The 24,073-nt window shown below is 70.7% G+C and carries 20 protein-coding genes; 8 read left to right on the forward strand and 12 right to left on the reverse strand.

Going from position 1 to position 24,073, the window contains the following annotated elements; translation table 11 throughout:
- Window positions 1-96 precede the first annotated feature (96 nt).
- The 4 genes from rnr to G495_RS0100155 all read right to left on the reverse strand — a co-directional run bounded on the left by rnr (window position 97) and on the right by G495_RS0100155 (window position 5,399).
- Complete coding sequence (gene rnr / locus G495_RS0100140) at window positions 97-2,316, reverse strand: ribonuclease R (protein ID WP_028586134.1); 2,220 nt, start codon at window positions 2,314-2,316, stop codon at window positions 97-99.
- 114 nt (window positions 2,317-2,430) lie between these two features.
- On the reverse strand, window positions 2,431-3,492 hold the full coding sequence (gene lpxK / locus G495_RS0100145; RefSeq protein ID WP_028586135.1) for a tetraacyldisaccharide 4'-kinase: 1,062 nt from the start codon (window positions 3,490-3,492) through the stop codon (window positions 2,431-2,433).
- 45 nt (window positions 3,493-3,537) lie between these two features.
- Window positions 3,538-4,245 (reverse strand): Bax inhibitor-1/YccA family protein, encoded by a 708-nt coding sequence (locus tag G495_RS0100150; protein WP_028586136.1) that lies wholly within the window; start codon window positions 4,243-4,245, stop codon window positions 3,538-3,540.
- A 95-nt stretch (window positions 4,246-4,340) separates the two neighbouring features.
- Window positions 4,341-5,399 carry an adenine nucleotide alpha hydrolase family protein gene (locus G495_RS0100155; protein ID WP_028586137.1) on the reverse strand — a complete coding sequence of 353 codons (1,059 nt, stop codon included), beginning with the start codon at window positions 5,397-5,399 and terminating at the stop codon, window positions 4,341-4,343.
- Window positions 5,400-5,620: 221 nt separating this feature from the next.
- On the opposite strand from G495_RS0100155, the gene recA reads away from it, so the two are divergent.
- Window positions 5,621-6,700: a recombinase RecA gene (gene recA, locus G495_RS0100160; protein WP_028586138.1), complete on the forward strand. Its 1,080-nt coding sequence runs from the start codon at window positions 5,621-5,623 to the stop codon at window positions 6,698-6,700.
- A gap of 130 nt (window positions 6,701-6,830) precedes the next feature.
- Window positions 6,831-9,476, forward strand: coding sequence for an alanine--tRNA ligase (gene alaS, locus G495_RS0100165; protein WP_028586139.1), 2,646 nt, complete (start codon window positions 6,831-6,833; stop codon window positions 9,474-9,476).
- 406 nt (window positions 9,477-9,882) lie between these two features.
- On the opposite strand, the gene G495_RS0100170 is transcribed toward alaS, so the two are convergent.
- From G495_RS0100170 to G495_RS0100180, 3 genes are all read right to left on the reverse strand, one after another.
- Window positions 9,883-10,752 carry a DMT family transporter gene (locus G495_RS0100170; protein WP_028586140.1) on the reverse strand — a complete coding sequence of 290 codons (870 nt, stop codon included), beginning with the start codon at window positions 10,750-10,752 and terminating at the stop codon, window positions 9,883-9,885.
- Between the two features lie 80 nt (window positions 10,753-10,832).
- The gene (locus tag G495_RS0100175; RefSeq protein ID WP_028586141.1) at window positions 10,833-11,927 is read right to left on the reverse strand and encodes an SO_0444 family Cu/Zn efflux transporter; all 1,095 of its coding nucleotides are present in this window, start codon (window positions 11,925-11,927) and stop codon (window positions 10,833-10,835) included.
- A 13-nt stretch (window positions 11,928-11,940) separates the two neighbouring features.
- Window positions 11,941-12,291: an ArsR/SmtB family transcription factor gene (locus tag G495_RS0100180; RefSeq protein WP_028586142.1), complete on the reverse strand. Its 351-nt coding sequence runs from the start codon at window positions 12,289-12,291 to the stop codon at window positions 11,941-11,943.
- A 1,043-nt stretch (window positions 12,292-13,334) separates the two neighbouring features.
- On the opposite strand from G495_RS0100180, the gene G495_RS0100185 reads away from it, so the two are divergent.
- The gene (locus tag G495_RS0100185; RefSeq protein ID WP_028586143.1) at window positions 13,335-14,606 is read left to right on the forward strand and encodes a double-cubane-cluster-containing anaerobic reductase; all 1,272 of its coding nucleotides are present in this window, start codon (window positions 13,335-13,337) and stop codon (window positions 14,604-14,606) included.
- Window positions 14,607-14,608: 2 nt separating this feature from the next.
- Window positions 14,609-15,415 (forward strand): acyl-CoA dehydratase activase, encoded by an 807-nt coding sequence (locus tag G495_RS16770; protein WP_035250332.1) that lies wholly within the window; start codon window positions 14,609-14,611, stop codon window positions 15,413-15,415.
- On the opposite strand, the gene G495_RS20020 is transcribed toward G495_RS16770, so the two are convergent.
- From G495_RS20020 to G495_RS0100205, 3 genes are all read right to left on the reverse strand, one after another.
- Window positions 15,390-17,531 (reverse strand): ATP-binding protein, encoded by a 2,142-nt coding sequence (locus G495_RS20020; protein WP_051444906.1) that lies wholly within the window; start codon window positions 17,529-17,531, stop codon window positions 15,390-15,392. The genes G495_RS16770 and G495_RS20020 overlap by 26 nt on opposite strands.
- 133 nt (window positions 17,532-17,664) lie before the next feature.
- Window positions 17,665-18,267 carry a hypothetical protein gene (locus tag G495_RS0100200; protein WP_028586144.1) on the reverse strand — a complete coding sequence of 201 codons (603 nt, stop codon included), beginning with the start codon at window positions 18,265-18,267 and terminating at the stop codon, window positions 17,665-17,667.
- Window positions 18,268-18,449: 182 nt separating this feature from the next.
- Window positions 18,450-19,412 (reverse strand): ABC transporter ATP-binding protein, encoded by a 963-nt coding sequence (locus G495_RS0100205; RefSeq protein WP_028586145.1) that lies wholly within the window; start codon window positions 19,410-19,412, stop codon window positions 18,450-18,452.
- Between the two features lie 77 nt (window positions 19,413-19,489).
- Between G495_RS0100205 and G495_RS0100210 the strand changes: the two genes are divergently transcribed.
- Genes G495_RS0100210 through G495_RS16780 form a run of 4 tightly spaced genes read left to right on the forward strand, consistent with a single transcriptional unit; the run spans window position 19,490 to window position 22,024 of the window.
- Window positions 19,490-19,954: a DUF3795 domain-containing protein gene (locus G495_RS0100210; protein ID WP_028586146.1), complete on the forward strand. Its 465-nt coding sequence runs from the start codon at window positions 19,490-19,492 to the stop codon at window positions 19,952-19,954.
- Window positions 19,954-21,294: a methylenetetrahydrofolate--tRNA-(uracil(54)-C(5))-methyltransferase (FADH(2)-oxidizing) TrmFO gene (gene trmFO, locus G495_RS0100215; RefSeq protein ID WP_028586147.1), complete on the forward strand. Its 1,341-nt coding sequence runs from the start codon at window positions 19,954-19,956 to the stop codon at window positions 21,292-21,294. Before G495_RS0100210 ends, trmFO begins: the two co-directional genes overlap by 1 nt.
- Window positions 21,291-21,782 (forward strand): EVE domain-containing protein, encoded by a 492-nt coding sequence (locus tag G495_RS0100220; RefSeq protein ID WP_028586148.1) that lies wholly within the window; start codon window positions 21,291-21,293, stop codon window positions 21,780-21,782. Before trmFO ends, G495_RS0100220 begins: the two co-directional genes overlap by 4 nt.
- Window positions 21,783-21,817: 35 nt before the next feature.
- Complete coding sequence (locus G495_RS16780) at window positions 21,818-22,024, forward strand: SlyX family protein (RefSeq protein ID WP_035250335.1); 207 nt, start codon at window positions 21,818-21,820, stop codon at window positions 22,022-22,024.
- A gap of 327 nt (window positions 22,025-22,351) precedes the next feature.
- Here G495_RS16780 and G495_RS21495 read toward each other — a convergent pair whose 3' ends face one another.
- Window positions 22,352-22,924, reverse strand: coding sequence for a hypothetical protein (locus G495_RS21495; protein WP_156939525.1), 573 nt, complete (start codon window positions 22,922-22,924; stop codon window positions 22,352-22,354).
- The gene (locus tag G495_RS0100230) at window positions 22,918-23,847 is read right to left on the reverse strand and encodes a lipid II-degrading bacteriocin (RefSeq protein WP_156939526.1); all 930 of its coding nucleotides are present in this window, start codon (window positions 23,845-23,847) and stop codon (window positions 22,918-22,920) included. Before G495_RS0100230 ends, G495_RS21495 begins: the two co-directional genes overlap by 7 nt.
- Window positions 23,848-24,073 lie beyond the last annotated feature (226 nt).

The following is a 24,073-nucleotide window of genomic DNA, read 5'->3' on the forward strand; positions in this document are numbered from 1 at the left end:
ACAGGCTGAACCCCTGAGCAGGCCCACCCCAAACAGGAACCGTCCCCGCCCCGCGCGGCCCCGCGCGCCCCGCGCGGCCCCGCGCGCCCTGGGCGGCTACCGCCCCCGGCGGCCCTTGGGGCGGGGGGTGGTTTCCTGGTCCAGGAGTTCGAGGTCCACTTCCAGGCGGGCGAGGCTGACGCTGCCCAGGCGTACGCGCAGCTTCTGGCCCAGGGCGAAGCGTTTGCCGGTGCGTTCGCCCACGATCTCCTGGCGGTCGGTGAGGTAGTGGTAGTAGTCGTCGGACAGGGTGGACAGGCGGACCATGCCCTCGGCCATGACCTCGTTCAGCTCGACCCAGAAGCCGTAGTCGGACAGGCCGTTGACGATGCCGGTGAAGGGTTCGCCGACCTTGTCTTCCAGGAAGAGGATGGTCAGGCGCTTGAGGATTTCGCGTTCGGCGTCCACGGCCACGCGTTCGCGGGCGCTGATGTGGTCGGCGATCTTCTTCATGGTCGCGGGCCGGGGCAGGGGTTCGCGGTCCTGGCCGATGGCGGCCTTGAGGGCGCGGTGGACGACCAGGTCGGCGTAGCGCCGGATGGGCGAGGTGAAGTGGCAGTAGCACTCCGAGGCCAGGCCGAAGTGCCCGGTGTGTTGCGGGGAGTAGACGGCCTGCATCATGGAGCGCAGCACCAGCCGCCCGGCGAGGAATTCCAGGTCCGTGCCCTGGGCGGCGCCCAGCAGGGCCTGGAGGTCCGCCGGGGCGACGGTGGCGCTCGGGGCGGGCAGTTTGGGTGCCAGCTCGGTGCGCGAGAGCAGTTTGAACACGGCGCGCAGCTTGTCGGCGTCGGGCGCGGGGTGGATGCGGTACATGCAGGGCAGCTCGCGCGCGGTGAGCAGCCGGGCCACGGCCTCGTTGGCCGCGATCATGAACTCCTCGATGAGCTGGTGGGCGAAGGTGCGCGGGCGCGGGCGGATGTCGGTGGTCTCGCCCAGCAGGTTGAACAGGATTTCGGGCTCGGGCAGGTCGAAGTCCAGGCTGCCGCGCGCGGAGCGCACGCGGTTGAGCACGCGCGCCAGGCGCTCGGCCTCTTCGAGCATGGGCAGCACCGGGGCCAGGGCCTTGCGCTCGGCGGGGTCCTTCTCGTCCAGGGCGCGGTGGACCTGCATGTAGGTCAGCCGGGCGTGGCTCTTGATGACGGCGGCGTGGAAGCGCTCGTCGCGGGGCTGCCCGTCGGGGGTGAAGCCGATCTCGGCGACCATGGCCAGCCGGGGCACGTCGGGGTTCAGGCTGCACAGGCCGTTGGAGAGCGCCTCGGGGAACATGGGTTCCACGGACTGCGGGAAATAGTAGGAGTTGCCGCGCTCGAAGGCCTCGCGGTCCAGGTGCGAGCCGGGGGCCACGTAGTGGCTCACGTCGGCGATGGCCACGGTGAGGCGCCAGCCGTCGCCCTCGCGGCGCACGTGCACGGCGTCGTCGAAGTCGCGGGCCTTGGCGCCGTCGATGGTCACCAGCCCCAGGCCGCGCAGGTCCTTGCGGCCTTCGAAGTCTTCGGGGCCGGGGTCGCCGGGCAGCACGCTGGTTTCCTCCAGCACGCGGCGGGGGAACTTGCGCGGCACGCCGTGGGCGGCCTTGACCAGGGCCTCCTGGACCTTGGGGTCGTTTTCCGAGCCCAGGTTTTCGGCGGCGGTGGCGGCCCACAGCCCGGCGTCGAGCTTGTCGCCGGGCAGCACGTGCACGATGTCGCCGCGCTCGGGGTCGTCGGTGAGCGGCTTGGTGTCGGCCATGACGTTGAAGTGCAGGCGCGGGTCGGTGGGGAAGGCCAGGTACAGGTCCGGCCCCAGGCGGCGCTCCACGCGCACGGGCAGGGTCTTGAGCCCGCGCGAGAGCACGCGCACGATGCGTCCCTCGGGGCTTTTGCCCCGGCCCTCGCCGTCGCGCCCGCCGCGCGGGGGCGCCACGGCGACCATGACCTCGTCGCCGTGCCAGGCGTCGCCGAAGCTGCTGCGCGGCACGAAGATATCCTTGCGGCGCTGGTCCTCGGGGATGACGAAGCCCACGCCCGAGCGCTGGACCTGGAGCCGCCCCTTGAGCAGCGACATGCTCTCGGTCAGCCCGTAGGCCCCGCCTCGGGTGTGGATGATCTTGCCCGCTTCCAGCAGGGCATCCAGCACGGCCTTGAGCTCCCGCTTCTGGTTCTTGTGGACGCCCAGGCGCCGCAGGACCTCCGTGGTCCTGAGCGGCTGGCGCGCCTCGCGGAAGGCGCGCAGCACGGCGGCCTGGTCCATGGCGGGGGCGTCGGGGGTCTGCTTTTTGGCTTTGCGTTTGCGGGCCATGGGGGGCTCCTGGGGCTCGGGTGTGCGGGGGGGCGGCCCGGGGCCGCTTGGGCGATTGTACAGCAGGGGGCGGGAATGGCAACCCGCCAGGGCGGGGCCGGGGCGCGCGGGCGGTCAGGCGCGCTGTGCGACCTTGTTCCACCAGCCGGGGAAGTCCTGGTCGGTGAACAGGGCCTCGCCGAAGGCCAGGGTGGTGTCGAAGGTCCACAGCCGCGCGGCGCCCAGGGCGGCGAGCTTCACGGCGTCCTTGGTGGTGCACAGCACCTGGGCGGCGTTCACCCGCCGGGCCTCGGCGTCGATGAAATCGCGGTCGGCGCGGGTGTAGGCGTGGTGGTCGTCGTAGCGCAGGTGGTGGACCGGGGCGGTGCCCAGCAGGGCCTGGGCCGTGGCCGCCACCTGGGCGGGCTCGCCCACGCCGGTGACCAGCAGGTACGGCTCGCCGCCGAAGTCGCGCACGGTGCCGCCTTGGTCCAGGCGCACCAGCCCGCGCACGGCCAGGGAGAAATTGAACACCGGCCTGCCCAGGGCTTCCAGGTGCTCGCGGATGAGCGGGTCCAGGGCCCGGAACTCGTCGGGCGGGCATTTGATGAGCAGGGCGTGGGCGGCGCCCAGGGCGGTTTCGCCCTCGCGCCAGGGCCCGGCGGGCAGCACGCGGTTCCAGTCGCCCACCAGGTCCGCCGGGCGCAGCAGCACGAGGTCGATGTCGCGGGCCATGGCCAGGTGCTGGAAGCCGTCGTCGAGCACCAGCAGGTCGGGCGGGTCGTTGCTTGCGGCCAGCAGCTGCGCGGCCCGGGCGCGCCGGGGGTCCACCACCACGCGCGCCCCGGGGTGGGTGCGCGCCAGCAGCAGGGGCTCATCGCCCGCCTGGCGGGGCGAGGACTCCGGGCTGACGAGGTAGGGCAGGTGCGGCGGGCTGGCCTTGTAGCCCCGGGTGAGCACGGCGGGGCGCCGCCCGGCCTTGAGGGCCCAGTCCACGATCCAGTCGGTGAGCGGGGTCTTGCCCGTGCCGCCCCAGCAGATGTTGCCCACGCTCACGGTCAGGCACGGGGCGCGATGGGCGCGCAGGGCGCCGCTGGCGTAGGAGCGCCGGCGCATGCGCATCAGCGCGGCGTAGAGGCGGCCCGGCACGCGCAGCAGGGGGGAGAGGGCGTTTTGCAGGGGGATGAGCTGGTGCATGGGAGTATCCGGGGGCGGCGGGCGCCGCCCCCGGGGAATGCGCGTCTAGTTGCGCGAGGAGCCCATGAAGCGCAGCAGGAACAGGAAGAGGTTGATGAAGTCGAGGTACAGGGTCAGGGCGCCGAGGATGGTGCCGCGGCGCAGGGCGGCCTCGTCGCCCGCCGGGGCGGTCTCGCCCATGACCTTGAGCTTCTGGGTGTCCCACGCGGTGAGCCCGGTGAACAGCAGGACGCCGACGCCGGAGATAATCCAGTCCATCGCGCTGGACTGCATGAACATGTTCACGACCATGGCGATGATCAGGCCGAAGACGCCCATCATCAGGAAGCTGCCCATGGCGGTCAGGTCGCGCTTGGTGGTCATGCCGTAGACGCTCATGGAGCCGAACATGCCCGCGCAGACCAGGAAGGTCTTGAACACCGAGGCGCCCGTGTAGGCGATGAGCACGCTGGACAGCGACAGGCCCATGGCGGCGCTGTAGGCCAGGAACATGCCCGTGGCCATGCCCGGGGACATCTTGCGGATGCCCGCCGACAGGGCGATGACGAAGCCCAGGGGGGCCAGGATGACGATGAACATGGAAATCTGGTTGCCGAAGATCAGCTGGAGCATGGCCGGGCTAGACGCCGTCATGAAGGCCACGGCTGCGGTGAGCGCCAAGCCGGCAGTCATCCAGCCGTACACGCCGCGCATGAAGGCGTTGACGACTTCGGCTCCGGTGCGGGTGACGCCCGCAGTCTGGTACCTTTGCATTGTTTCCTCCACAGTCAGAAGTTTTGCGGTTTCACTGACTGTCTAATAAACAGCATCCGGGCCCCTGGCAAGGGAAAGCGGACGCGTGGCGCCGGTCAGGGATGGTTCTTGGGGTCCATGCGGTCGCGCACGGGGGCGGCGTCGGCCCAGGTGGGTTCGCTCCAGGTCAGGGGTGTGGTCCGCGCCGGGGTCACGCTCACGGTGCGCTGGGTTCCGGCCTGGCGCACGGCCACGGTCACCGCCTCGCCGCTGGCCACGGCGCGCGGGCTGAAGGAGGCCACGAAGGCCGCCGCGTCGGCCACGACCTCCGGCGCCCAGGGCCCGGCCAGCTCGCGGCCCACGGCCAGGGGCCCGGGGTGGCCCTGGAGCACGAAGACCAGATCCTCGGGCCGGGCCAGCTCCGAGAGCAGGTCGTTGCTCTTCTTGTCGCGCCCGATGGCCAGCCAGTGCGTGCCCGACCAGTACTGCCGGCCCACGTTGGCCAGGTAGAAATGGGCCGCCGGAGGCTCGGCCAGGGTGGCGAAGATGGGCGCGTAGCGTTTGGCCGACGACTCCTCGGTGAGCAGGCAGCCGCCCGCCGGGGTGGGGATGTCGGTAATGCCGAAGGCCCTGGCCAGCTCCAGCTGCGCGGTGCGGCCCCGGCCCCAGAAGCCGTGCAGGCGCTCCCGGTCCACCAGGCCCGAGGTCTCCATGGGCGTGGGCTCCTGGCGCAGGGCGCACAGCGGGCGCAGCAGCACGTCGCGCGTGCCGGATTCGTTGCGCACGCTGTTCATGGCGTCCTGGCGCTGGGACATGGGCCGCTGGCCGACCACCTCGCCGGTGATGATGAACCGCGCGCCGTAGTGCTCCATCAGCTCGCGGGCGCGGGTGAGCATGAGGATCTTGCAGTCCACGCAGGGGTTGAAGAAGCGCCCGAAGCCGAAGCGCGGCCCGGCCAGCATCATGCGCACGAAGGCTTCGCCCGCGTCCACGGCGGTCACGTCCAGGCCGTGGGTGCGGCGCCAGTAGCCCACGCGGCGCGGGTGCCCGAAGAAGGGGCTGGTGAAATGCAGGCATTTGACCGCCAGGCCCTGGGCCTCGACGACCTTCACGGCCAGCAGCGAATCGAGCCCGGCGCTGAACAGCGCCACGGCGTCGTAGGTCTTTTTGCTCATGGGGGGGTACTCTCGCGGGCAATGTCCCGTTGGGGGGCTATAATCCCTGGGCCTGGGGCTGGCAAGGGCGGGCGGCGGGGTGCCGGGCCGCGCCGCACCACGCCCGGCGCGGGCCGTTGCGGCCCCTGGGGGCCGTGTACAGTGCTGTTGCCCGCCGCCGCGCGTTTTGCTATGTCCTTTCCTCTTTGCACACACGACCCCGCCCAGCCAGGAGAACCAGCATGGCCCGACGCCCCCAAGCCAGCCCCGAGGACATGCGCCGCGAGGCGCTCGACACCGCGCTGTCCACCATCGAGCGCAAGTACGGACAAGGCTCCGTGATGAAGCTGTCCGACGACGCGCACGTGCGCATCCCGGTCATCCCCACGGGCTCCATCGGGCTGGACCTGGCCCTGGGCGTCGGCGGCGTGCCGCGCGGGCGCGTCACGGAAATCTACGGCCCCGAGTCGTCGGGCAAGACGACCCTGGCCCTGCACATCATCGCCCAGAGCCAGAAGCAGGGCGGCACCGCCGCGTTCATCGACGCCGAGCACGCCCTGGACGTGAGCTACGCCCGGCGCCTGGGCGTGAACACCGAGGAGCTGCTCATCTCCCAGCCCGACTACGGCGAGCAGGCCCTGGACATCGCCAGCCTGCTGGTGCGCTCCGGCGCGGTGGACGTCATCGTCATCGACTCCGTGGCCGCGCTCATCCCCCAGGCCGAGCTGGAGGGCGAGATGGGCGAGTCGCAGGTGGGCGGCCACGCGCGGCTCATGTCCCACGCCCTGCGCAAGCTCACCGGCACCATCCACAAGTCGCGCACCTCGGTGGTCTTCATCAACCAGATCCGCATGAAGATCGGCACCACCGGCTACGGCAACCCCGAGACAACCACCGGCGGCAACGCGCTGAAATTCTACTCCTCCGTGCGCATGGACATCCGGCGCATCCAGACCCTGAAGGACAAGGAGGAGGCCTACGGCATCAAGGCCCGGGTCAAGGTCGTCAAGAACAAGGTCGCCCCGCCCTTCCGCGAGGCCATCTTCGACGTGCTCTACGGCACGGGCATCTCCCGCGAGGGCGAAATCATCGACATGGCCGCCGACGCGGGGGTCATCGACAAGTCCGGCGCGTGGTACTCCTTCGGCGACGAGCGCCTGGGCCAGGGCAAGGAGAACGTGCGGGCCATGCTCCAGGAGAACACCGAGCTGCGCGCGGCCGTGGAGGCCAAGCTGCTGGAGCACCTGGGCATGCACGAATACGCCGCCCCCGCCGTGGAGGGCGACCTCGAAGACCTCGGCGCCGGAGACGACCAGGACTAGCGCCGCAAGGCAGCGACATGCACCCCGAAGCCGGGGGCGGGCCGCGCGCCGCGCTCCCGGAACGGTTTTTTCCTTCCGCGCCCCGGGCCCGCCCGGGGCGCGGAAATCCACCTCAAGGAGACGCCACACCGTGCTCACCGCCAACGAAATCCGCCAACGCTTCCTGGACTACTTCGAGCAGAACGGCCACACCCAGGTGCCGTCCTCGGCGCTCATCCCGCGCGACGACCCCTCCCTGCTGTTCACCAACGCGGGCATGGTCCAGTTCAAGAAGATCTTCCTCGGCCAGGAGCGCCGCGACTACGTGCGCGCCACCACGGCCCAGAAGTGCCTGCGCGTGGGCGGCAAGCACAACGACCTGGAGAACGTGGGCCGCACCGCGCGCCACCACACCTTCTTCGAGATGCTCGGCAACTTCTCCTTCGGTGACTACTTCAAGGAAGACGCCATCCGCCTGGCCTGGGGCTTCTTGACCGAGGAGCTCGGCCTGCCCAAGGACCGGCTCTACATCACCGTCTACAAGGACGACACCGAGGCCGCCGAGCTGTGGCAGAAGGTGGCGGGCGTGGCCCCCGAGCGCATCTACTGGCTGGGCGAGAAGGACAACTTCTGGTCCATGGGTGACACCGGCCCCTGCGGCCCCTGCTCCGAGATCCACTTCGACCAGGGCGAGGAGGTCGGCTGCGGCCCCGGCTGCGGCATCGGCAAATGCGACTGCGACCGCTTCCTGGAAGTCTGGAACCTCGTGTTCATGCAGTTCGACCAGGCCGAGGACGGCACGCGCACGCCCCTGCCGCGCCCGAGCATCGACACCGGCATGGGCCTGGAGCGCATCGCCGCCGTGTGCCAGGGCGTGCACTCCAACTACGACTCCGACCTGTTCCAGGAGTTCATCCAGTTCACCGCCACGCGCGCCGGGGTGGCCTACCGCCAGGGCGAGGACAGCGACACCGCCCTGCGCGTCATCGCCGACCACAGCCGGGCCATCGCCTTCATGGTCGCCGACGGCATCCTGCCCTCCAACGAGGGCCGGGGCTACGTGCTGCGCCGCCTGATCCGCCGCGCCCTGCGCTTTGGCCGCCTCATCGGTCTCACCGAGCCCTTCCTCTACGCCACGGCCATGCGCGTGGTGGAGGTCATGGGCGGGCACTACGCCGAGCTGACCGGCAACGCGGATTTCATGGTCCGCGTGGTGCGCGAGGAGGAGGAGCGCTTCGCCCAGACCCTGGACAAGGGCCTGGCCCTGCTGGAAGAGGAGCTGGCTGCCCTGGGCAAGGCCGGGGCCAAAACCGTGCCCGGGCAGGTCTGCTTCAAGCTCTACGATACCTTCGGCTTCCCCCTGGACATCGTGCGCGATGTGGCCGAACGCCAGGGCTTCACCGTGGACGAGGCGGGCTTCGACGCCCACATGCGCGAGCAGAAGGAGCGCGCCAAGGCCGCCTGGAAGGGCTCCGGCGAAAAAGACCTGGCCACCCGCTTCCAGCCCCTGCTGGCCGAGGGCCTGCACACGGAATTCTGCGGCTACGAGGCCCTGACTTCCCACTCGCGCCTGGCCGTGCTCCTGGACGAAGCCGCCCTGCCCGTGGACAGGCTGACCAAGGGCCAGAAGGGCTACGCGGTGGCGACAAGGACGCCTTTTTATGGCGAATCCGGCGGCCAGGTGGGAGATATTGGCGAAATCGCCACGCCCAGCGGCAAGGCTGTGGTGACGGACTCCCTGCATCCCTCGGCGCAGCTCACCGTCCAGGCCATCACCGTGGCCGAGGGCGAACTGCTGTGCGACCAGGAGGCCGACCTGGCCGTGGACGAGGCCACCCGCACCGCCACCGCCCGCAACCACACCACCACCCACCTGCTGCACGCCGCCCTGCGCACCGTGCTGGGCGAGCACGTCAAGCAGGCGGGCTCCCTGGTCGGCCCCGACCGGCTGCGCTTCGACTTCCAGCACATCAGCGCCATGACCCCCGAGGAAATCGCCCGCGTGGAGGCCCTGGTCAACGCCGCCGTGCTGGCCGACACCGCCGTGGACGTGCGCGAGATGGACCACGCCGCCGCCGTGGCCGAGGGCGCCACGGCCCTGTTCGGCGAAAAATACGCCGACCGTGTGCGCGTGGTGCGCGTGCCGGGCGTGTCCATGGAGCTGTGCGGCGGCACGCACCTGCGCGCCACCGGGCAGGCCGGGCCCTTCGTCATCCTCTCCGAATCCGGCGTGGCCGCCGGGGTGCGCCGCATCGAAGGCGCCACCGGGCACAACGCCCTGGACTTCCTGCGCGCCCAGCGCGAAGCCATGGCCCAGGTGGCCGAGCTGCTGCGCGCCAAGCCCCAGGAGGCCCCCGAACGCGTCCGCGCCCTGCAAAAGGAAATCAAGACCCTGCGCAAGGACCTGGAAAAGGCCGCCACCCAGGCCGCCAGCGCCGGGCCCGCCGGGGACATCCTCGACGCCGTACAGACCGTGGGCGGCGTGCGCCTGCTGGCCGTGAAGACCGGCGCCCCCAACATGGGCGCCCTGCGCGCCATGATGGACGACGTGCGCTCGCGCCTGGACTCCAACAGCATCATCGCCCTGGCCTGCGAGGCCGACGGCAAGGCCAACCTCATCGTCGCCGTCTCCAAAGACCTGCACGCCCGCTTCACCGCCCCGGCGCTTATCAAGCCCGTGGCTGCCGAAATCGGCGGCTCCGGCGGCGGCAGGCCCGATATGGCCCAGTCCGGCGGCACCAACCCCGCAGGCATCCCCGCCGCCTTCGCCGCCCTGCGCGCCCTGGTCCAGGGCTAGGCGCCGGGGGCGCGAAACGGGGGCGGGAAGGAACCCCCTTCTTGAGGAGAAGGGGGTTCCTTCCCGCCCCCGCACCCCCACCCATCCTCCCCCAAGACCTTTTTCTTTGGGGGGTAGAGGCTGGCAGGGGGCAGGGACGGTTCCTGTTTGGGGTGGGCCTGATCAGGGGTTCGGCCTGTGGCCGGGAGAAACCCATTGGGGCCGCCCGCCCTGGCTGCCGAGCCGCCGACCTCCGCTCCCGCCATCTCCCGCAACGGTCCCCCGTGTTCTCCGCAAAAACCTCCGGCGCGGGCCGGGCGGCTTCCTGTCGCCCGGCCCGCGCCGGCGTATGGGGTCCAGGGGCCGTTGGCCCCGGGCGGGGTCCGGGGCAGCGCCCCGGCATCGCGCCGCGCCGCGTCGTCCGGCGTCAGCTCCGGTTGGTCAGCCAGACGCCGCCGAGGACCATGGCGGCGCCCAGGGCCAGGGCGGGGTCCACGGGTTCGCCCAGCAGCGCGAAGCCGCTCAGGGCTGCGGACACGGGCACGAGGTTGATGAACACGGCTGCCCGCGAGGCGCCGATGGCCCGCACGCCCTCGTAGAACCAGGTGAAGCCCGCCACGGTGCCCAGCAGGCCCAGGTAGAGGATGCTGGCCCAGACGGGCGCGGGGATGCGGCCCAGGGTGGCCGGGAGCCCTTCGGCCAGGGCTCCGGGCAGCAGGAACAGCGCCCCTGCGCTGCACGACAGGGCCACGGAGGCCAGGGCCGACAGTCGGCCCATCACGAGTTTGCCCAGCAGGGAATAGGCCGACCAGCTCAGCACGCAGCCCAGGACGAACAGGTCGCCGGTGCCCACGCCGTGGGCGAACAGGGCCAGGGGGTCGCCGTGGGAGAGGATGAACACGGCCCCGGTCACGGACAGGGCGATGCCCAGGGCCTTGCGCAGCGTCAGCCGTTCGCCCAGGAACAGCGCCGCCCCCAGGGCGATGACCACCGGGTTGGCCGCCACGATGGACGCCGCGCGCCCGGCGGGCACGGTCTGCAATCCGCTGAAGAAGAAGATGTTGTAGGCGAAGACCCCGGTGAGCCCGAGCAGGCAGACCCCGGCCAGGGTGCGCGGCGTCATGGGCGGCACGCCGCCCTCGTACCGCGCCAGCAGCCACAGCAGGCACACCGAGGCCGTCAGGAAGCGCAGGAAGCTCGCCGAATAGGGCCCCAGGTGCGGGCCGATGATCCGTCCGCAGACGAAGGTGCCGCCCCACAGGGTCACGGCGGCGGTCAGCTTGAGGAAGACGTGCATGGCGCCGCACTGTGCGCCCGCTGGCGGCGGGCGTCAAGCGCGGGGGTGCGGGGGCGCCCCGGGCTGTTTGCGGGCCGGGGTCAGTGGGCCGCGCAGCCTGCGCCGTGCGCGGCGTGGCGGCGTGCGGCCCAGGCGGCGCGGGCCACCAGGGCCAGCAGGGCCACGGCGCACAGGGTGCTGAACCAGGTGGTCTGCTCGACCTCGGCGCGGGCGATCCAGGAGGCGATGTCCAGGCCGAGCAGGGCGTAGAGGCGGTTGACGCACCAGCCCAGGAGCAGGGCTGCGGCGGCGATGGCCGCCACGTAGACCCCGGCCACGGCCCGGCCCATTTCGCGGGCCACCACGGCGATGGTCGCGGCGTTGGTGGCGGGCCCGGCCAGCAGGAAGACCAGGGCCGCCCCGGGCGACAGGCCCTTGAGGGCCAGGGAGGCGGCGATGGGCGTGGAGGCCGTGGCGCAGACGTACAGCGGGATGCCCGCCACGAGCATGAGCAGCATGGCCCAGCCCTCGTGGCCGAAGGCGCCCGCCAGGGCGTCCTGGGGCACGAAGGCGGCGATGGCCCCGGCCACGGCGATGCCGCCCAGGAGCCACAGGCCGATGTCGGCGAGCATGTCGCCGAAGGCGTGGGCGAAGCCTGCGCGCAGGCGCGGGCCGAGCCCGGCGCGGGCCGGGGCCCGGGGCGCGCAGCAGGCGCCGCCCGTGCAGCCGGTTGCCGGGGCGGCGGCCAGGGGCAGGGCGCGGGGCGCGGGGGCGGGCTTGGGCGCGGGCAGCAGGTCCACGGCCAGCCCGGCCAGGGTGGCGGTGATAAAGGCGGCCACGGGGCGGGCCACGGTCATCACCGGGTCGAGCAGGGCCCAGGTCACGGCCACGGAGTCCACCCCGGTTTCGGGGGTGGAGACGAGGAAGGCCGTGGTGGCGCCGCGTCCGGCGCCCTGGCGGCGCAGCCCCAGGGCAGCGGGCACCACCCCGCAGGAGCACAGCGGCAGGGGCACGCCGATGAGCGAGGCGCGCAGCACCGGGCCGATGCCCTGGCCGCCCAGGTGGCGGGCGATGAAGGCGTCGGGCACAAAGGCCTTGAGCAGCGCCGCCACGGCGAAGCCCAGCAGCACCCACGGTGCGGCCTCGTTGAGCAGTACCCAGGTCTGGTCGAGGAAGAGCGTTATGGCGTCGGACATGGGTTCTCCGGGGTCACTCGCAGGCGTGGCACAGGCCTTCGTGCAGCAGGTGGCGGACGTGGTCGTCGTCCAGGGCGTAGAAGGCCATCTTGCCCTCGCGGCGGTAGCGCACCAGCCGCCCGGCGCGCAGCAGGCGCAGCTGGTGCGATACTGCCGAGGCGCTCATGCCGGTCAGCGCCGCCAGGTCGCACACGCACAGCTCTTCCAGCGACAGGGCGTAGAGGATGCGCGCCCGGGTCGGGTCGGCCAGGGCCTTGAACATGTCGGCCAGCCGGGCGAAGATCTCCCCGGCGGGCATCTTGGCGCCCACGCGCTCCAGCGCCTCCGGATGCAGCCCCTGCACCTCGCACAGGTCGTGTGCCATTGCTTCCCCCTCGCGGTGACGAATTGGGTAACGCATGAACAAATGTTCATGTGTTAGGTATGTCGTTTCGGAGGCGGTGTCAATGGGGGGCGGGTGGCGTGCTGGCGCGGCGGGCAGGCTTGGGCGCGGAAGGTGGGCTCGGGCGGCGGGCAGGCGGGCGCGGCATAAAAAACACGCCCGGAGCGGGGTGGGGGCGCGCGCGGAAGCGGGCAGGCGGGCCCTGGTTTGGGCGCGCGGGCTGCCGGGCGCCAGAAAGCGAAAGCCCCCGGCCAATCCAGGGGCTTTCAGGATGAGGAAGTGAAGCGATGAGGCAGTGAACAAGTGGGAGGACGAGTCCCGGCTCCGTATTCCGGCGGAGCCGGGCGGCTGGGCACTGCCGGAACGGTGGGCAACCCGGACCGGCGGGGGCTGGCGATGGCAGCCCTGCCCTCTGTCAGGAATGATTGCCATTATCTGATGGGAAGTCAAGGGCCCGGTTGAAATAAATTCTCAATGGCCTGCGAACGCTGCCGGGGCGGGGTTCGCCGGGGTTGGACGCCCCGGGGCCGGACTCCGGATGAACCCTGCGGTGGACGCCCGGAGCCGGAGGCGGGCCCGGGCCGAGGGGGTTGCGCTCCGGCTGTGCGCGTGTTGGGCACCCCGGGAACCGGGGCGGGACCGGGCTCCGGGCGCATCGCCTGTTCTGCCCCGGGGCCGGAAGTTCCCTGGAGCCGGAAATCCCAAGGGCCGGACTGTGCCAGGAGCCGGATTCCGGCGGATTGCCCGCGCTGGCGCCCGGAGTCGGGCATTGCCGAAGCCGGAGCCCCCCGGCTGGGGCGCCCCGGAGCAGGATTCCGGAAGGTGCGGAGGCCCGGAGCCGGAGCCCCCGGAGCCTGCGGAGTCGAATTCCCCGGGAACCGCCTGCGGGGGTGGCCTGCGGGGTCGGGGCAGGCTGTCTATGGGTGCCAATTCATCAATAGGAAGCATCGATTTGTCCGATAGCGCGGCCCGGGGTATGGTCCGCCCAGTTCGATAACGCCAACCCCGATGAGGAGGGCTGCGGCATGAGCGACCACAAGCGGATGTGGGAAAAGCTGAACCTGGACATCGAGGCCCACGACGGGCTGCTGGAAGTGCTGGGCAAGTTCTACGGCGACATCTACATGTCCCAGGATAATCGGCTCAAGGGCATGGAATACATGGACTTCGTGCTTTCCGAGGTTCACGGGCTGCGCATCAAGGAATTGCAGGACGCCAAGGCCGCCGGGCGCAAGGTGGTCGGCACGTTCTGCGTGTTCGTGCCCGAGGAGCTGACCCTGGCGGCGGGGGCGGTGCAGGTGGGGCTGTGCGCCGGGGCCGAGGTGGGCAGCGCCCGGGCCGAGGATCTGGTGCCGCGCGGCACCTGCGCGCTCATCAAGTCCTTCATCGGCTTCAAGCTCTCACGGCTGTGCCCGTACATCGAGTCCTGCGACATGATCGTCGGCGAGACGACCTGCGACGGCAAGAAGAAGGCCTACGAGGCCTTCGCGGCCCACGCGCCGCTGTACGTCATGGAGGTGCCGCAGACCAAGAGCGCGGCGGCCCGGGCCCTGTGGCGCGCGGAGATCGTGCGCTTCAAGGAGCGCCTGGAAGAGCTGACGGGCAAGGCCATCACCGTGGACGCCCTGAAGGCGGCGATGAAGACAGTCAACGCCCGGCGCCGGGTGCTCCAGCGCCTGAACGCCCTGCGCGCGGCGGACCCCGCGCCCATCTCCGGGCGCGATGCGCTGCTCATCAACCAGATCAGCTTCTACGACGACCCCGAGCGCTTCACGGCCAAGATCGGCGAGCTGTGCGACGAGCTGGAGGCCCGCGTGGCCCGGGGCCAGGGCGTGGCCCCGGCGGGCACGCCGCGCCTTCTGCTCTCGGGCTGCCCCATGGCCGTGCCCAACTGGAAGCTGCCCTACGTGGTGGAAAGCTCCGGGGCGGTCATCGTCGGCGAGGAGTCGTGCATCGGCACGCGCAACACCCGCGACCTGGTGGACGAGACGCCCGAGACCATGGACGGGCTGCTGGACGCCCTGGCCGAGCGCTACATGAAGATCGACTGCGCCTGCTTCACGCCCAACGACGAGCGCATGGACAACGTGGCCGCCCTGGCCGCCAGCCAGAAGGCCGACGGCGTGATCCACTACGCGCTGATGTTCTGCCAGCCCTACGCCCACGAGGCCATGAAGCTGGGCCATACCCTGGCCGACAAGGGCGTGCCCATGCTGGCCCTGGAAACGGACTACTCCATGGAGGACGTGGAGCAGCTCAAGACGCGCGTGGAGGCCTTCGTGGAGATGGTGTCCTGACCATGATCGCCGGGCTGGACGTCGGGTCGCGCTCGGTGGAACTGGTGGTGGTGGACGCGGCGGGGCGGGTGGTCCTGGCCCGCCGCGTGCCCACCACGTTTCATCCCCTGCGCCAGGTGGCGGCGGTGCTGGACGGCGCGGCGCCCGAGGCCATCGTGGCCACGGGCTATGGCCGCGACCTGGTGGCCGGGGCCGGGTTGGACGTGCCGGTGACGACGCTCACGGAGATCAAGGCCCACGCCGCCGGGGCGCGCAGGCTCTTCCCCGGGGCGCGCACGGTGGTGGACGTCGGCGGGCAGGACACCAAGGCCATTCGCCTGGGCGAGGGCGGGCGGGTGCTGCGCTTCGAGATGAACGACCGTTGCGCGGCGGGCACGGGCAAGTTCCTGGAGCACCTGGCCGGGGTGTTCCAGATTCCCGTGGAGGACTTCGGGGCCTACGCCCTGCGCGGGGCGCGCGCCGTGCCCATCGGCAGCATGTGCACCGTGTTTGCCGAAACCGAGGCCGTTTCGCTCATGGCCGGGGGCGCCCCGCCCGAGGACATCGCCCTGGGCCTGCACGCGGCCATCGCCGCGCGCACGGCGGGGATGGTGCGCCGGGTGGGGCTGGAGCCGCCGGTGGTCTTCACCGGGGGCGTGGCCCGCAACCCTTGCATGGTGCGCCTTTTGGCCCGCGAGCTGGGCCTCGACCCCCTGGTGCCCGAGGACCCCGACCACTGCGGCGCCCTGGGCGCGGCCCTGGAGGGCCTGGCCCGGGCGAACGGGGCGCCGGACGCCAGGGGGGCTACGGCGCCAGGGGCAGGCGGATGACGAAGCGCGCGCCCTGGTCCGGGGCCGAGCGGACCTCGAAGCTGCCGCCGTGGTTGCGGGTGATGATGAAATAGGAGACCGACAGCCCCAGCCCCGTGCCCTGGCCCGGGGCCTTGGTGGTGAAGAAGGGCTCGAAGATGCGCTTTTCGGCCTGCTCCGAGAGGCCGGGCCCGTTGTCCTGCACCTCGATGACCATCTGCCCGCCCTCGGCCCGGGCCGCGATGCGGATGGTCGGGTCCGGACGGCGGGGCTCCATGGCCGACAGGGCGTGGGCCGCGTTGCGCACGAGGTTCAGCAGCACCTGCTCGATCTGCCCCCGCGAGCAGGGCAGGGGCGGCAGGTCCTCTGGCAGGTCGCGCAGCACGCGGATGTTGCGGAAGTCGTGCTTGTTCTTGAGGTCATAGTCGTTCTCGGCCAGGGCCAGGGTTTCGTCCACCAGTTCGGCCAGGTCGCAGGGGGTGCGGCTGGTGCCCTCCTGGCGGCTGAAGGAGAGCAAGGACGCGACGATGCGCGCGGCGCGCGTGCCCGAGGCGGCGATGCCGTCGAGCATCCGCCCGATGCCCCGGGCTTCGAGGTAGCACTGCATGGCCTGCATGGGCAGCCCGCAGCGCTGCGCGGCCTCGGCGTTGGCCTCCAGCTCCGGCGAGAGCCTGCGGGCGATGTTCTGGGCGCTCTGCAGGATGCCCGCCAGGGGGTTGTTGATCTCGTGGGCCATGCCCGCCGCCAGCCCGCCCAGGGAGAGCATCTTTTCCGACTGCATCATCATCATCACCGCCCGCTTGCGCTCGGTCACGTCGGAGAACAGCGTGGCGAACTGCCCCCGGGCCGGGCTGTAGACCACTACCTCGAAGTGGCGGTCCAGGGCGGCGGAAAACTCCTCGAAGGTCTCGGGTTCGCCGGTCAGGGCCACGCGCCCGTACCGCTCGATCCAGATCCGCTCGGTTTCGGGCAGCACCCCGAGCACCGTTTGGCCGATGATTTTCGCGGCGTCCAGGCCCGTCAGGCGCTCGAAGGCCGGGTTCACGGCCAGGAAGCGGTAGTCCGCCGGCTGGCCCTGGCCGTCGAGGATGATCTCGTGCAGGGCGAACCCGGTCTGCATGGACGCGAACAGGTCCTGGTAGTTCTTGCGGCTGGCGCGCAACTCGGCCTCGGCGCGCTGGCGCTCGGCCACCTCGCGCGCCAGGCGGCGGTTCCACAGCAACACCCCGGCCGCGCACAGCGCCGCCGCAGCGGCCAGGCCCAGGGCCCAGTGCAGGGCCCGGCGCAGGCGTGCCCCGTCGTCGTAGGCCAGGGATATCCAGCGCAGGCTGATGGCGTCGCGCTCTTTCTGGCTGATGCTGTCCATGGCCTTCTGCATGACGCCCGCCAGCAGGGGCCAGTCGCTGCGCACGCCCACGGCCAACTCCTGGCGCTCCCACGAGGTGGGCGCGGCCACGCGCAGGTTGGACAGGCCGTTCTTGCGGATCAGGTAGCTGGCCACGGCCAGGTTGGACGCGCAGGCGTCCACCTTGCCTGAGGCCACGGCCAGCAGGGCGTCCAGGGAGGAGGGCGCAGGCCAGATCTCCAGGGCCGTGGCGCCCAGGGCCGCCTTGAAGTTCTCGCTGCTGGCCAGGTTCTGCACCACGGCCACCCTGCGGCCTTGCAGGTCATGGACCCCGGTGATGATCGGCGCGTCATCGCGGGTGATGATGACCACCGGGTAGGAGAGGTAGGGTGTGGTGAACAGCAGGAACCGGGCGCGCTCGGGGCTGATGGCCGAGCAGATGAAGACGTCGATCTTGCGGGCCCGGCCCAGCTCCAGGGCCTGGGGCAGGTCCACGTCCAGCGCGGGCTCAAGGTGCACGCCCAGGCGCTGTTCCAGCAGGGCCGCGTAGTCCGAGGCCATGCCCTTGAAGACCGGCACCCCGCCTTCGGTTTCCACATACTGGAACGGCGGCAGCCCGCGGCCCACGCCCATGCGCAGCACGGGGTGCTCCGCGAGCCATTGGCGTTCCTCGTCGGTCAGCTCCAGGGCGGCGCCGGGCTCGACGGGATGGTCCGCCCCCAGGGGCGGGGCGGGCCACAGGGCCAGACTCAGGGCCAGGGCAAGCAGCAGGAACCGGGCCGGGAGGGGCATGGGCGTCCGGGGGCCAAGGGTTGCATCGGGGTGGCCGATGACCAGTCGTCGGCCCGAATGCATTATAGCCTAAGCGAGAGGTCCGCGTCGAGGGAAACGCGCGAATTGCCGGCCTGGCGCCTCCTATTCGCCGCTACAGCAGCCCGGCCAGCCCCAGGCGCATGTCGCCCTCGGCCAGATCGACCATGAACAGCCCGTTGTTGGAGCCGGACTGCCCCGAGTTCTGGAGATAGGCGTCCAGGCCCTTGCGCAGGGACATGTACTTGCTGTTGGTCTGCACCTTGCTGATCAGCCCGGCCTGCTCGGTGATCTTGGCGAAGGCCTCCTTGAGCTGCGTGTCGGTGTTGATGGCGGCCTCGATGGCGGCCTTGTCGGGGTGCGAGCCGTTCACGCGCACCTCGCCGCTTGCGTCGGCCTGCAGGGTGAATGCCTCGGTGACGTTGACCCCGGCCTTTTGGAGCTTCTGCTCCAGGGATTCCATGAACCCGGTCTGGAGCAGCTCCAGGTCGGCGTTCATGGTGTCCACGATGTTCAGGGTCGGGTAGTCGCGGGTCAGCCGGGAGAGCTTGACCCCCAGGTCCGTGAGGCTGATGTCGTCCAGGGTGTCGGGCTTGCCGTCGCCGTCGCGGTCGATGCGCTGGCCCTTTTTCGATTCCGGATCGATGCCGTCCTCTTCCTGGGAGCGGAAGCTCACGGTGCCCAGGACGCCGTTGTGCGAAACGCCGTAGATGCTCATGGGTCCTCCTGATGGCCGATGGGCAAAAACTTCCGGCGGGAGCCGGACGCGGGGAGAAGAGCAAGGATCATGCCCGGAGCGCGGGGCGGGGGATGCGGGGGCGGGCGGAGTCGGGCGCGGGGGGCGCGGGTGTTGGCGGGCGGGGGCGGCGTACAGGCCCGGGGCGGGCGGGGCGGGCCTGCTCAGGCGTGCAGCCAGCAGCGCACGCCGCGCCCGGCCTGCGGGCCGAGCATGGGCGGGCGCTCTTCGCGGCAGCGGGGCATGGCCTGCGGGCAGCGGGGGTGGAAGCGGCAGCCCCGGGGCAGGGCCCTCAGCCCGGGCACCACGCCGGGGATGGGCTCCAGCTCGCGCCGGCGCGCGCCGGGGCGCGGCAGGGAGCGCAGCAGCCCCCGGGTGTAGGGGTGCAGCGGGTCGCGGAACAGCTCGGGCACCGGGGACTGCTCCACCACCTGCCCGGCATACATCACCGCCACCCGCGAGCAGGTCTGGGCCACGATGCCCAGGTCGTGGGTGATGAGCAGCACGGCGGAGTCGTTGCGCTCCTTGAGGTCCATCATCAGGTCCAGGATCTGGGCCTGGATGGTCACGTCCAGGGCCGTGGTCGGCTCGTCGGCCAGCACCAGCTCGGGGTCGCAGGCCAGGGCCATGGCGATGACCACCCGCTGGCGCATGCCGCCGCTCAGTTCGTGGGGGTAGGCCCGGGCGCGCTCGTCCGGGCCGGGGATGCCCACCAGGCGCAGCATCTCCACGGCGGCCTCGTGGGCCTCGCGGGCCGTGGCGCCCCGGTGCAGGCGCACGGCCTCGGCGATCTGCTCGCCCACGCGGAACACGGGGTTCAGCGAGGTCATGGGCTCCTGGAAGATCATGGAGATGCGGTTGCCGCGGATGGAGCGCATGGCCGCCTCGGGCAGGGCCAGCAGGTCCGTGCCGTCGAAAAACACCTGCCCGCCGGTGATGCGCCCGGCGGGCGCGGGCACCAGCCGCAGCACCGACAGGGCCAGCATGGTCTTGCCGCAGCCCGACTCGCCGACCACGGCCACCGTCTGCCCCCGGTCCACGTCCAGGGACACGCCGTCCACGGCGCGCGCGGCGCCCTGGTCGGTGAAGAAGGTCGTTTCCAGGTCGCGGATGGAAAGCAGGTCCATGGTTGCCTCGCTGCGGGGAAGCGGTCATACTCGGGCCACGCCGCCCGCATAGTGAACGGGAGGCCGAGGCAATGTCAATGAACGAACGGAAAACAGCACCCGGCGCGCCGCAGCCCCTGGACGACCTGGCCCCCTGCGGGCTCGACTGCGGGCGCTGCCTGTCCCACCCCGGCAGCCCCATCGCGCGGCTGGCGCGCGAGCTGCGCGCCGAGCTGGGCGGCTTCGCAGCCATGGCCGGGCGCTTCGCGGGCATGGACCCCGCCTTTGCCGCCTACGCCGACTTCGAGCGCGTACTCGACCGCCTGGGCGGCGGGCAATGCACCGGCTGCCGCAGCGGGCGCTGCCTGCTGGGGTCGTGCGCGGTCAAGGACTGCGCGCCCGCCCACGGCGTGCGCTGGTGCTTCCAGTGCCCCGAGTTCCCCTGCCAAAGGACCAACCTGCCGCCCGCGCTGCACGAGCGCTGGCGCGCCAACAACGAGCGCATGGCCGCCCAGGGCCCCGAGGCCTTCTTCGCCGCCATGCGCGCCAAACCGAGGTACTAGTGCCGCACCATACCGTCGCCGTGGTCGGCGGTGGGCTGGCCGGGTGCGAATGCGCCTGGCAGCTGGCCCGCCGCGACGTGGGCGTCACCGTCTTCGAGATGCGCCCCGGGCGCAGCACCCCCGCGCACACCGGCGCCGGGCTGGCCGAGCTGGTCTGCTCCAACTCCCTGCGCTCGGACCTGCCCGACACCGCCGTGGGCTGCCTCAAGGCCGAGATGCGCCGGGCGGGCAGCCTGGTCATGGCCGCCGCCGAGGCCACCCGCGTGCCCGCAGGCAAGGCCCTGGCCGTGGACCGCGCCCTGTTCTCCGAGCAGATGACCCGCGCCGTGGAAGACCACCCGGCCATCAGCGTGCGCCGTCAGGAGATGACCGCCCTGGACGACCTGGCCCTGGCGGGCTTCGACGCCGTGGTCCTGGCCGCCGGGCCCCTGGCCTCCGACGCCCTGGCGGCGGATCTCGCCCGCGTGGTGGGCGGGCAGAGCCTGTATTTCTACGACGCCATCGCGCCCATCATCGAGGCCGATTCCGTGGACATGGACAAGGCCTACTGGGGCTCGCGCTACCGCCCCGAGGACGACGACTACCTGAACTGCCCCATGGACGAGGCCCAGTACCGCGCCTTCCTGGACGCGCTGCTGGCCGCCGAGAAGGTCCAGCCCCGCGAGTTCGAGCGCGAGATGCACTTCGAGGGATGCCTGCCCATCGAGGTCATGGCCGAGCGCGGCGACAAGACCCTGCTCTTCGGGCCTCTCAAGCCCGTGGGTCTGGCCGACCCGCGTACCGGGGCCCAGGCCCACGCCGTGGTCCAGCTGCGCGCCGAGAACCGGGCCCGGACCCGCTTCAACATGGTCGGCTTCCAGACCAAGCTGACCTACCCCGAGCAGCGCCGCGTGTTCCGCATGATCCCCGGCCTGGAGCACGCCGAATTCGAGCGCCTGGGCAGCATCCACCGCAACACCTATGTCAACGCGCCCCAGGCCCTGAGCCAGGCCCTGGAGCTGCGCGCCCGCCCCGGGGTCTACCTCGCCGGGCAGATCACCGGCGTGGAGGGCTATGTGGAGTCCGCCGCCTGCGGGCTGTGGCTGGGCCTGAGCCTGGCCGCGCGCCTGGCCGGGCGCGAGGTGCCGCCCGCGCCGGTGGAAAGCGCCCTGGGCGCCCTGCTCGGGCACCTGCGCACCCCGGCCAAGAGCTTCCAGCCCTCCAATGTCCAGTTCGGCCTGATGCCCGAGCTGGGCGTGCGCGCGGGCAAGCGCAGGCGCATGGAACTCTACGCCGCCCGCGCCGAAAAGGCCTTTGGCGCATACCTGGACACCCACTTCCCCGGGGAGGTTGCCCCATGACCGCTTCCGCCGCCCCCGCCGCCCCCGGCCACTGGCTCGTGAAGACTGAGCCCGGGTGCTTCTCCATCGACGACCTGGCCGCCGCCCCGGGCCAGACCACCGCCTGGGACGGGGTGCGCAACTTCCAGGCCCGCAACTTCATGCGCGACGCCATGCGGCCCGGCGACCCCGTGCTGTTCTACCACAGCGTCACCGACCCCGGCATCGTCGGGCTGGCCGAGGTCGCCCGCGCGGCCTACCCCGACCACACCGCCCAGGACCCCGAAGGCAGACACTTCGACCCCCGCCATTCCCAGGAGCGGCCCCTGTGGTATATGGTGGACATCCGACTGGTGGAGCGCTTCGCCGCGCCGCTGCCCCTGGCGCTTTTGCGCGGCGTGCCCGCCCTGGCCGGAATGGAGCTGTTGCGCAAGGGCAGCCGCCTGTCCGTGCAGCCCGTGCGCCCCGAGGAGTTCCAGGCCATCCTGGCCCTGGCCCGTCAACGCTGACAGGCCCCCCGGTCTCCAACCCACCGGAGGACACCATGGAAGAGCGCATCATCCGCCTGGAAGAAACCGTCGCCCTCCAGGAAAAGACCATCGAAGACCTCTCCGACGTGATCGCCGCGCAGCAGAAGCAGATCGACGCCATGGAGCGCCTGCTCCAGGCCGTCGCCACCCGCCTGCAGGCCGCCTTCACCGCCGGAGCCAGTACCGCCACCCCGCCCGACGAGGCGCCGCCGCACTACTAGGGCGGGCAGGGCGCCGCAAGGCGCGCGAGCCGGGGCGCGCGGCAAGGAAAGGCCACGCCCCCGGGGAGCAGGGCGCCGGGTGCGCGGCGCGCGGGCCGGGGCAAAGCGGCGTGAAGGTGGCGCGCTGTAGTCTGCGGTCGCCGGGGAAGGGGAGGGCGGCCCCGCTTTCGGCGCTTGGGGAAAGGGGGGCCGCCCTCCCCTTCCCCGGACCCCATCCCCTCCCACCACCGACAGGCGCTCTCGGGGAGCGGTGCGCGCAGTTTCCTTCTGGGCTAAAAAACGACCGGGCCGGACTCCCATGGGGAATCCGGCCCGGTCGGGTTGGTGCTATTGGCCCTGTTGCTCGGCCATGAACTCGGCGTATCCAGAGAGCTGGTCGAGGATGCCCTCCTCCAAGAGCAGGGAGTGGAGTTTTTTTCTAAACGTAAAAAAACTGTTGTAGTTAAAGCGTTTTTCTGGAAATGGCTGGACGTATATTTCATCTCCAAATATCCATATGATCAAGAATGTTTTGCGTTGATCGTTGGCAATGATTTCTATTCCAAGCTGATTTGACATGCGGACACGCGATTTTCCATAGCTATCTCTCCCGCTTGAATTATTGATCGCACTGACAAGCGCCTCGATGGTCGTCTTGTCAGTTATGCGTCGTATCAGGCGCATCTTTTTTCTTGTCCTTTCGCAGGGGAGATCCATTTCAGGCGGGAGTTCGTAAAAGGTGATTTCCTGGATTGTCTCTGCTGGAACCATTGGGTCCCCGTCGAATATGGCACTGCTGAACGCGTCGTCATATTCCTCATATGGGTTGCAAAACAAGGCAATGATCTCTGGTCTGATCATGGCGTAAACGAAGATGAGGAGAAAAGGGATGGCGAAGTATCTTTTGCGCAGTTTTACCATGATCCTTGCTCCTTGATACGTTTGCTGCCGTTTATCTTGATGGAAAATTTTTTCCCGTCGAATAGACCTCCAAATCGTGTGGACGCTTCGGCGGGTCCACTGCGCTCCCCTTCTTTCATTTTGTTGAAATCATAATCGTCTGGCTCTGAGCCCAACTCACCGTCCAGGTGCCAGCCGTTTTCGTCCACGGTGAGTTTGCCTTCCAGCTTCAGGGTGATATGCCCCAGGGCGGCGTGTTGTGCGCCCTTGGTGCTGTAGGTCTTGCTCAGGGAGACGGTGGCCGTCCCGCCGCCCGCCGCGCGCAGGGCGTCCAGCTGCTTCTGGAAGCCGGGGAACTGCTCCGGGGTCACGCCGGAGGTGTCCACATTGTTGAAATCCATCTCCAAATTTTCCTCGCTGCCCCCAAGGTAGTGCAGGAAAAGCTTGGCCGCGTCCAGGGCGCCGCCGTCCAGGATGGGCAGGTCTTCGCGTTGCGTGGCCTCGGGGGCGGCCTCGGGAGCGGGGACGCGCTGCGGGGAGTGCGGGGCATCCTGGGGCGCGGTGGTTTCGGCGCCGGAGAGCGCGACGGCGGCGGGCTCGTGCTGGGGTGTTGCGCTGCCCTGGGGGTGCAGGGCGAGGCTGGTCTGCGGGGCGGCGCTGGCGGTGCGCAGGAAGGTGGGCAGCTCGAGAAGGAGCGGCGCGTTGGGCTCGCCGGAGGCGCCAAGGGGCGGCCCGGCGGGCAGGCCCGGGAGCGGGGAGGCGGCCTTGGGGGCCTGCTCCTCGACCGGCAGGGTGGTCAGCACCGGGGGCTGGCGGTGGAGATCGCCGAACTCTTCAAGCCAGTAGTCCGGGCTGTCCATGCGGGCCGTGTTTGCGCTACGCCGCGCCTCCCTGGCCGTATCGGCCCCGAACACCACGGTGCGGAAGAATTCTTCGAGGGGCATGGGAGGTCTGCGGGGGGTGCTGGGCAGCTGCTTTCGGGCGGGCTGGGGCATGGGTGTTCCTCCTGGCGGGGTCGCTTGTGGGGGTGGGTGTGTTTCGTGTTGCCCCTTTATAGGCCAAAATCGCCTATGTGTCAAAATGTCACCCTATAAAAGATATGCAATTGGCTTGGGCATGACCGCCGTGGCCGTAGCCGCAGCACAGGCAACCCGGCCATGACGGCAGCCG

The sequence above is a fragment of the Desulfocurvus vexinensis DSM 17965 genome (assembly GCF_000519125.1).
Classification (GTDB): domain Bacteria; phylum Desulfobacterota; class Desulfovibrionia; order Desulfovibrionales; family Desulfovibrionaceae; genus Desulfocurvus; species Desulfocurvus vexinensis.

Excerpts from the sequence above, each read along its gene's own strand:
- rnr (WP_028586134.1), bottom strand. The coding sequence starts at position 2,316 with ATGGCCCGCAAACGCAAAGCCAAAAAGCAGACCCCCGACGCCCCCGCC.
- lpxK (WP_028586135.1), bottom strand. The coding sequence starts at position 3,492 with ATGCACCAGCTCATCCCCCTGCAAAACGCCCTCTCCCCCCTGCTGCGC.
- G495_RS0100150 (WP_028586136.1), bottom strand. The coding sequence starts at position 4,245 with ATGCAAAGGTACCAGACTGCGGGCGTCACCCGCACCGGAGCCGAAGTC.
- G495_RS0100155 (WP_028586137.1), bottom strand. The coding sequence starts at position 5,399 with ATGAGCAAAAAGACCTACGACGCCGTGGCGCTGTTCAGCGCCGGGCTC.
- recA (WP_028586138.1), top strand. The coding sequence starts at position 5,621 with ATGGCCCGACGCCCCCAAGCCAGCCCCGAGGACATGCGCCGCGAGGCG.
- G495_RS0100170 (WP_028586140.1), bottom strand. The coding sequence starts at position 10,752 with ATGCACGTCTTCCTCAAGCTGACCGCCGCCGTGACCCTGTGGGGCGGC.
- G495_RS0100175 (WP_028586141.1), bottom strand. The coding sequence starts at position 11,927 with ATGTCCGACGCCATAACGCTCTTCCTCGACCAGACCTGGGTACTGCTC.
- G495_RS0100180 (WP_028586142.1), bottom strand. The coding sequence starts at position 12,291 with ATGGCACACGACCTGTGCGAGGTGCAGGGGCTGCATCCGGAGGCGCTG.
- G495_RS0100185 (WP_028586143.1), top strand. The coding sequence starts at position 13,335 with ATGAGCGACCACAAGCGGATGTGGGAAAAGCTGAACCTGGACATCGAG.
- G495_RS16770 (WP_035250332.1), top strand. The coding sequence starts at position 14,609 with ATGATCGCCGGGCTGGACGTCGGGTCGCGCTCGGTGGAACTGGTGGTG.
- G495_RS20020 (WP_051444906.1), bottom strand. The coding sequence starts at position 17,531 with ATGCCCCTCCCGGCCCGGTTCCTGCTGCTTGCCCTGGCCCTGAGTCTG.
- G495_RS0100200 (WP_028586144.1), bottom strand. The coding sequence starts at position 18,267 with ATGAGCATCTACGGCGTTTCGCACAACGGCGTCCTGGGCACCGTGAGC.
- G495_RS0100205 (WP_028586145.1), bottom strand. The coding sequence starts at position 19,412 with ATGGACCTGCTTTCCATCCGCGACCTGGAAACGACCTTCTTCACCGAC.
- G495_RS0100210 (WP_028586146.1), top strand. The coding sequence starts at position 19,490 with ATGAACGAACGGAAAACAGCACCCGGCGCGCCGCAGCCCCTGGACGAC.
- G495_RS0100220 (WP_028586148.1), top strand. The coding sequence starts at position 21,291 with ATGACCGCTTCCGCCGCCCCCGCCGCCCCCGGCCACTGGCTCGTGAAG.
- G495_RS16780 (WP_035250335.1), top strand. The coding sequence starts at position 21,818 with ATGGAAGAGCGCATCATCCGCCTGGAAGAAACCGTCGCCCTCCAGGAA.
- G495_RS21495 (WP_156939525.1), bottom strand. The coding sequence starts at position 22,924 with ATGGTAAAACTGCGCAAAAGATACTTCGCCATCCCTTTTCTCCTCATC.
- G495_RS0100230 (WP_156939526.1), bottom strand. The coding sequence starts at position 23,847 with ATGCCCCTCGAAGAATTCTTCCGCACCGTGGTGTTCGGGGCCGATACG.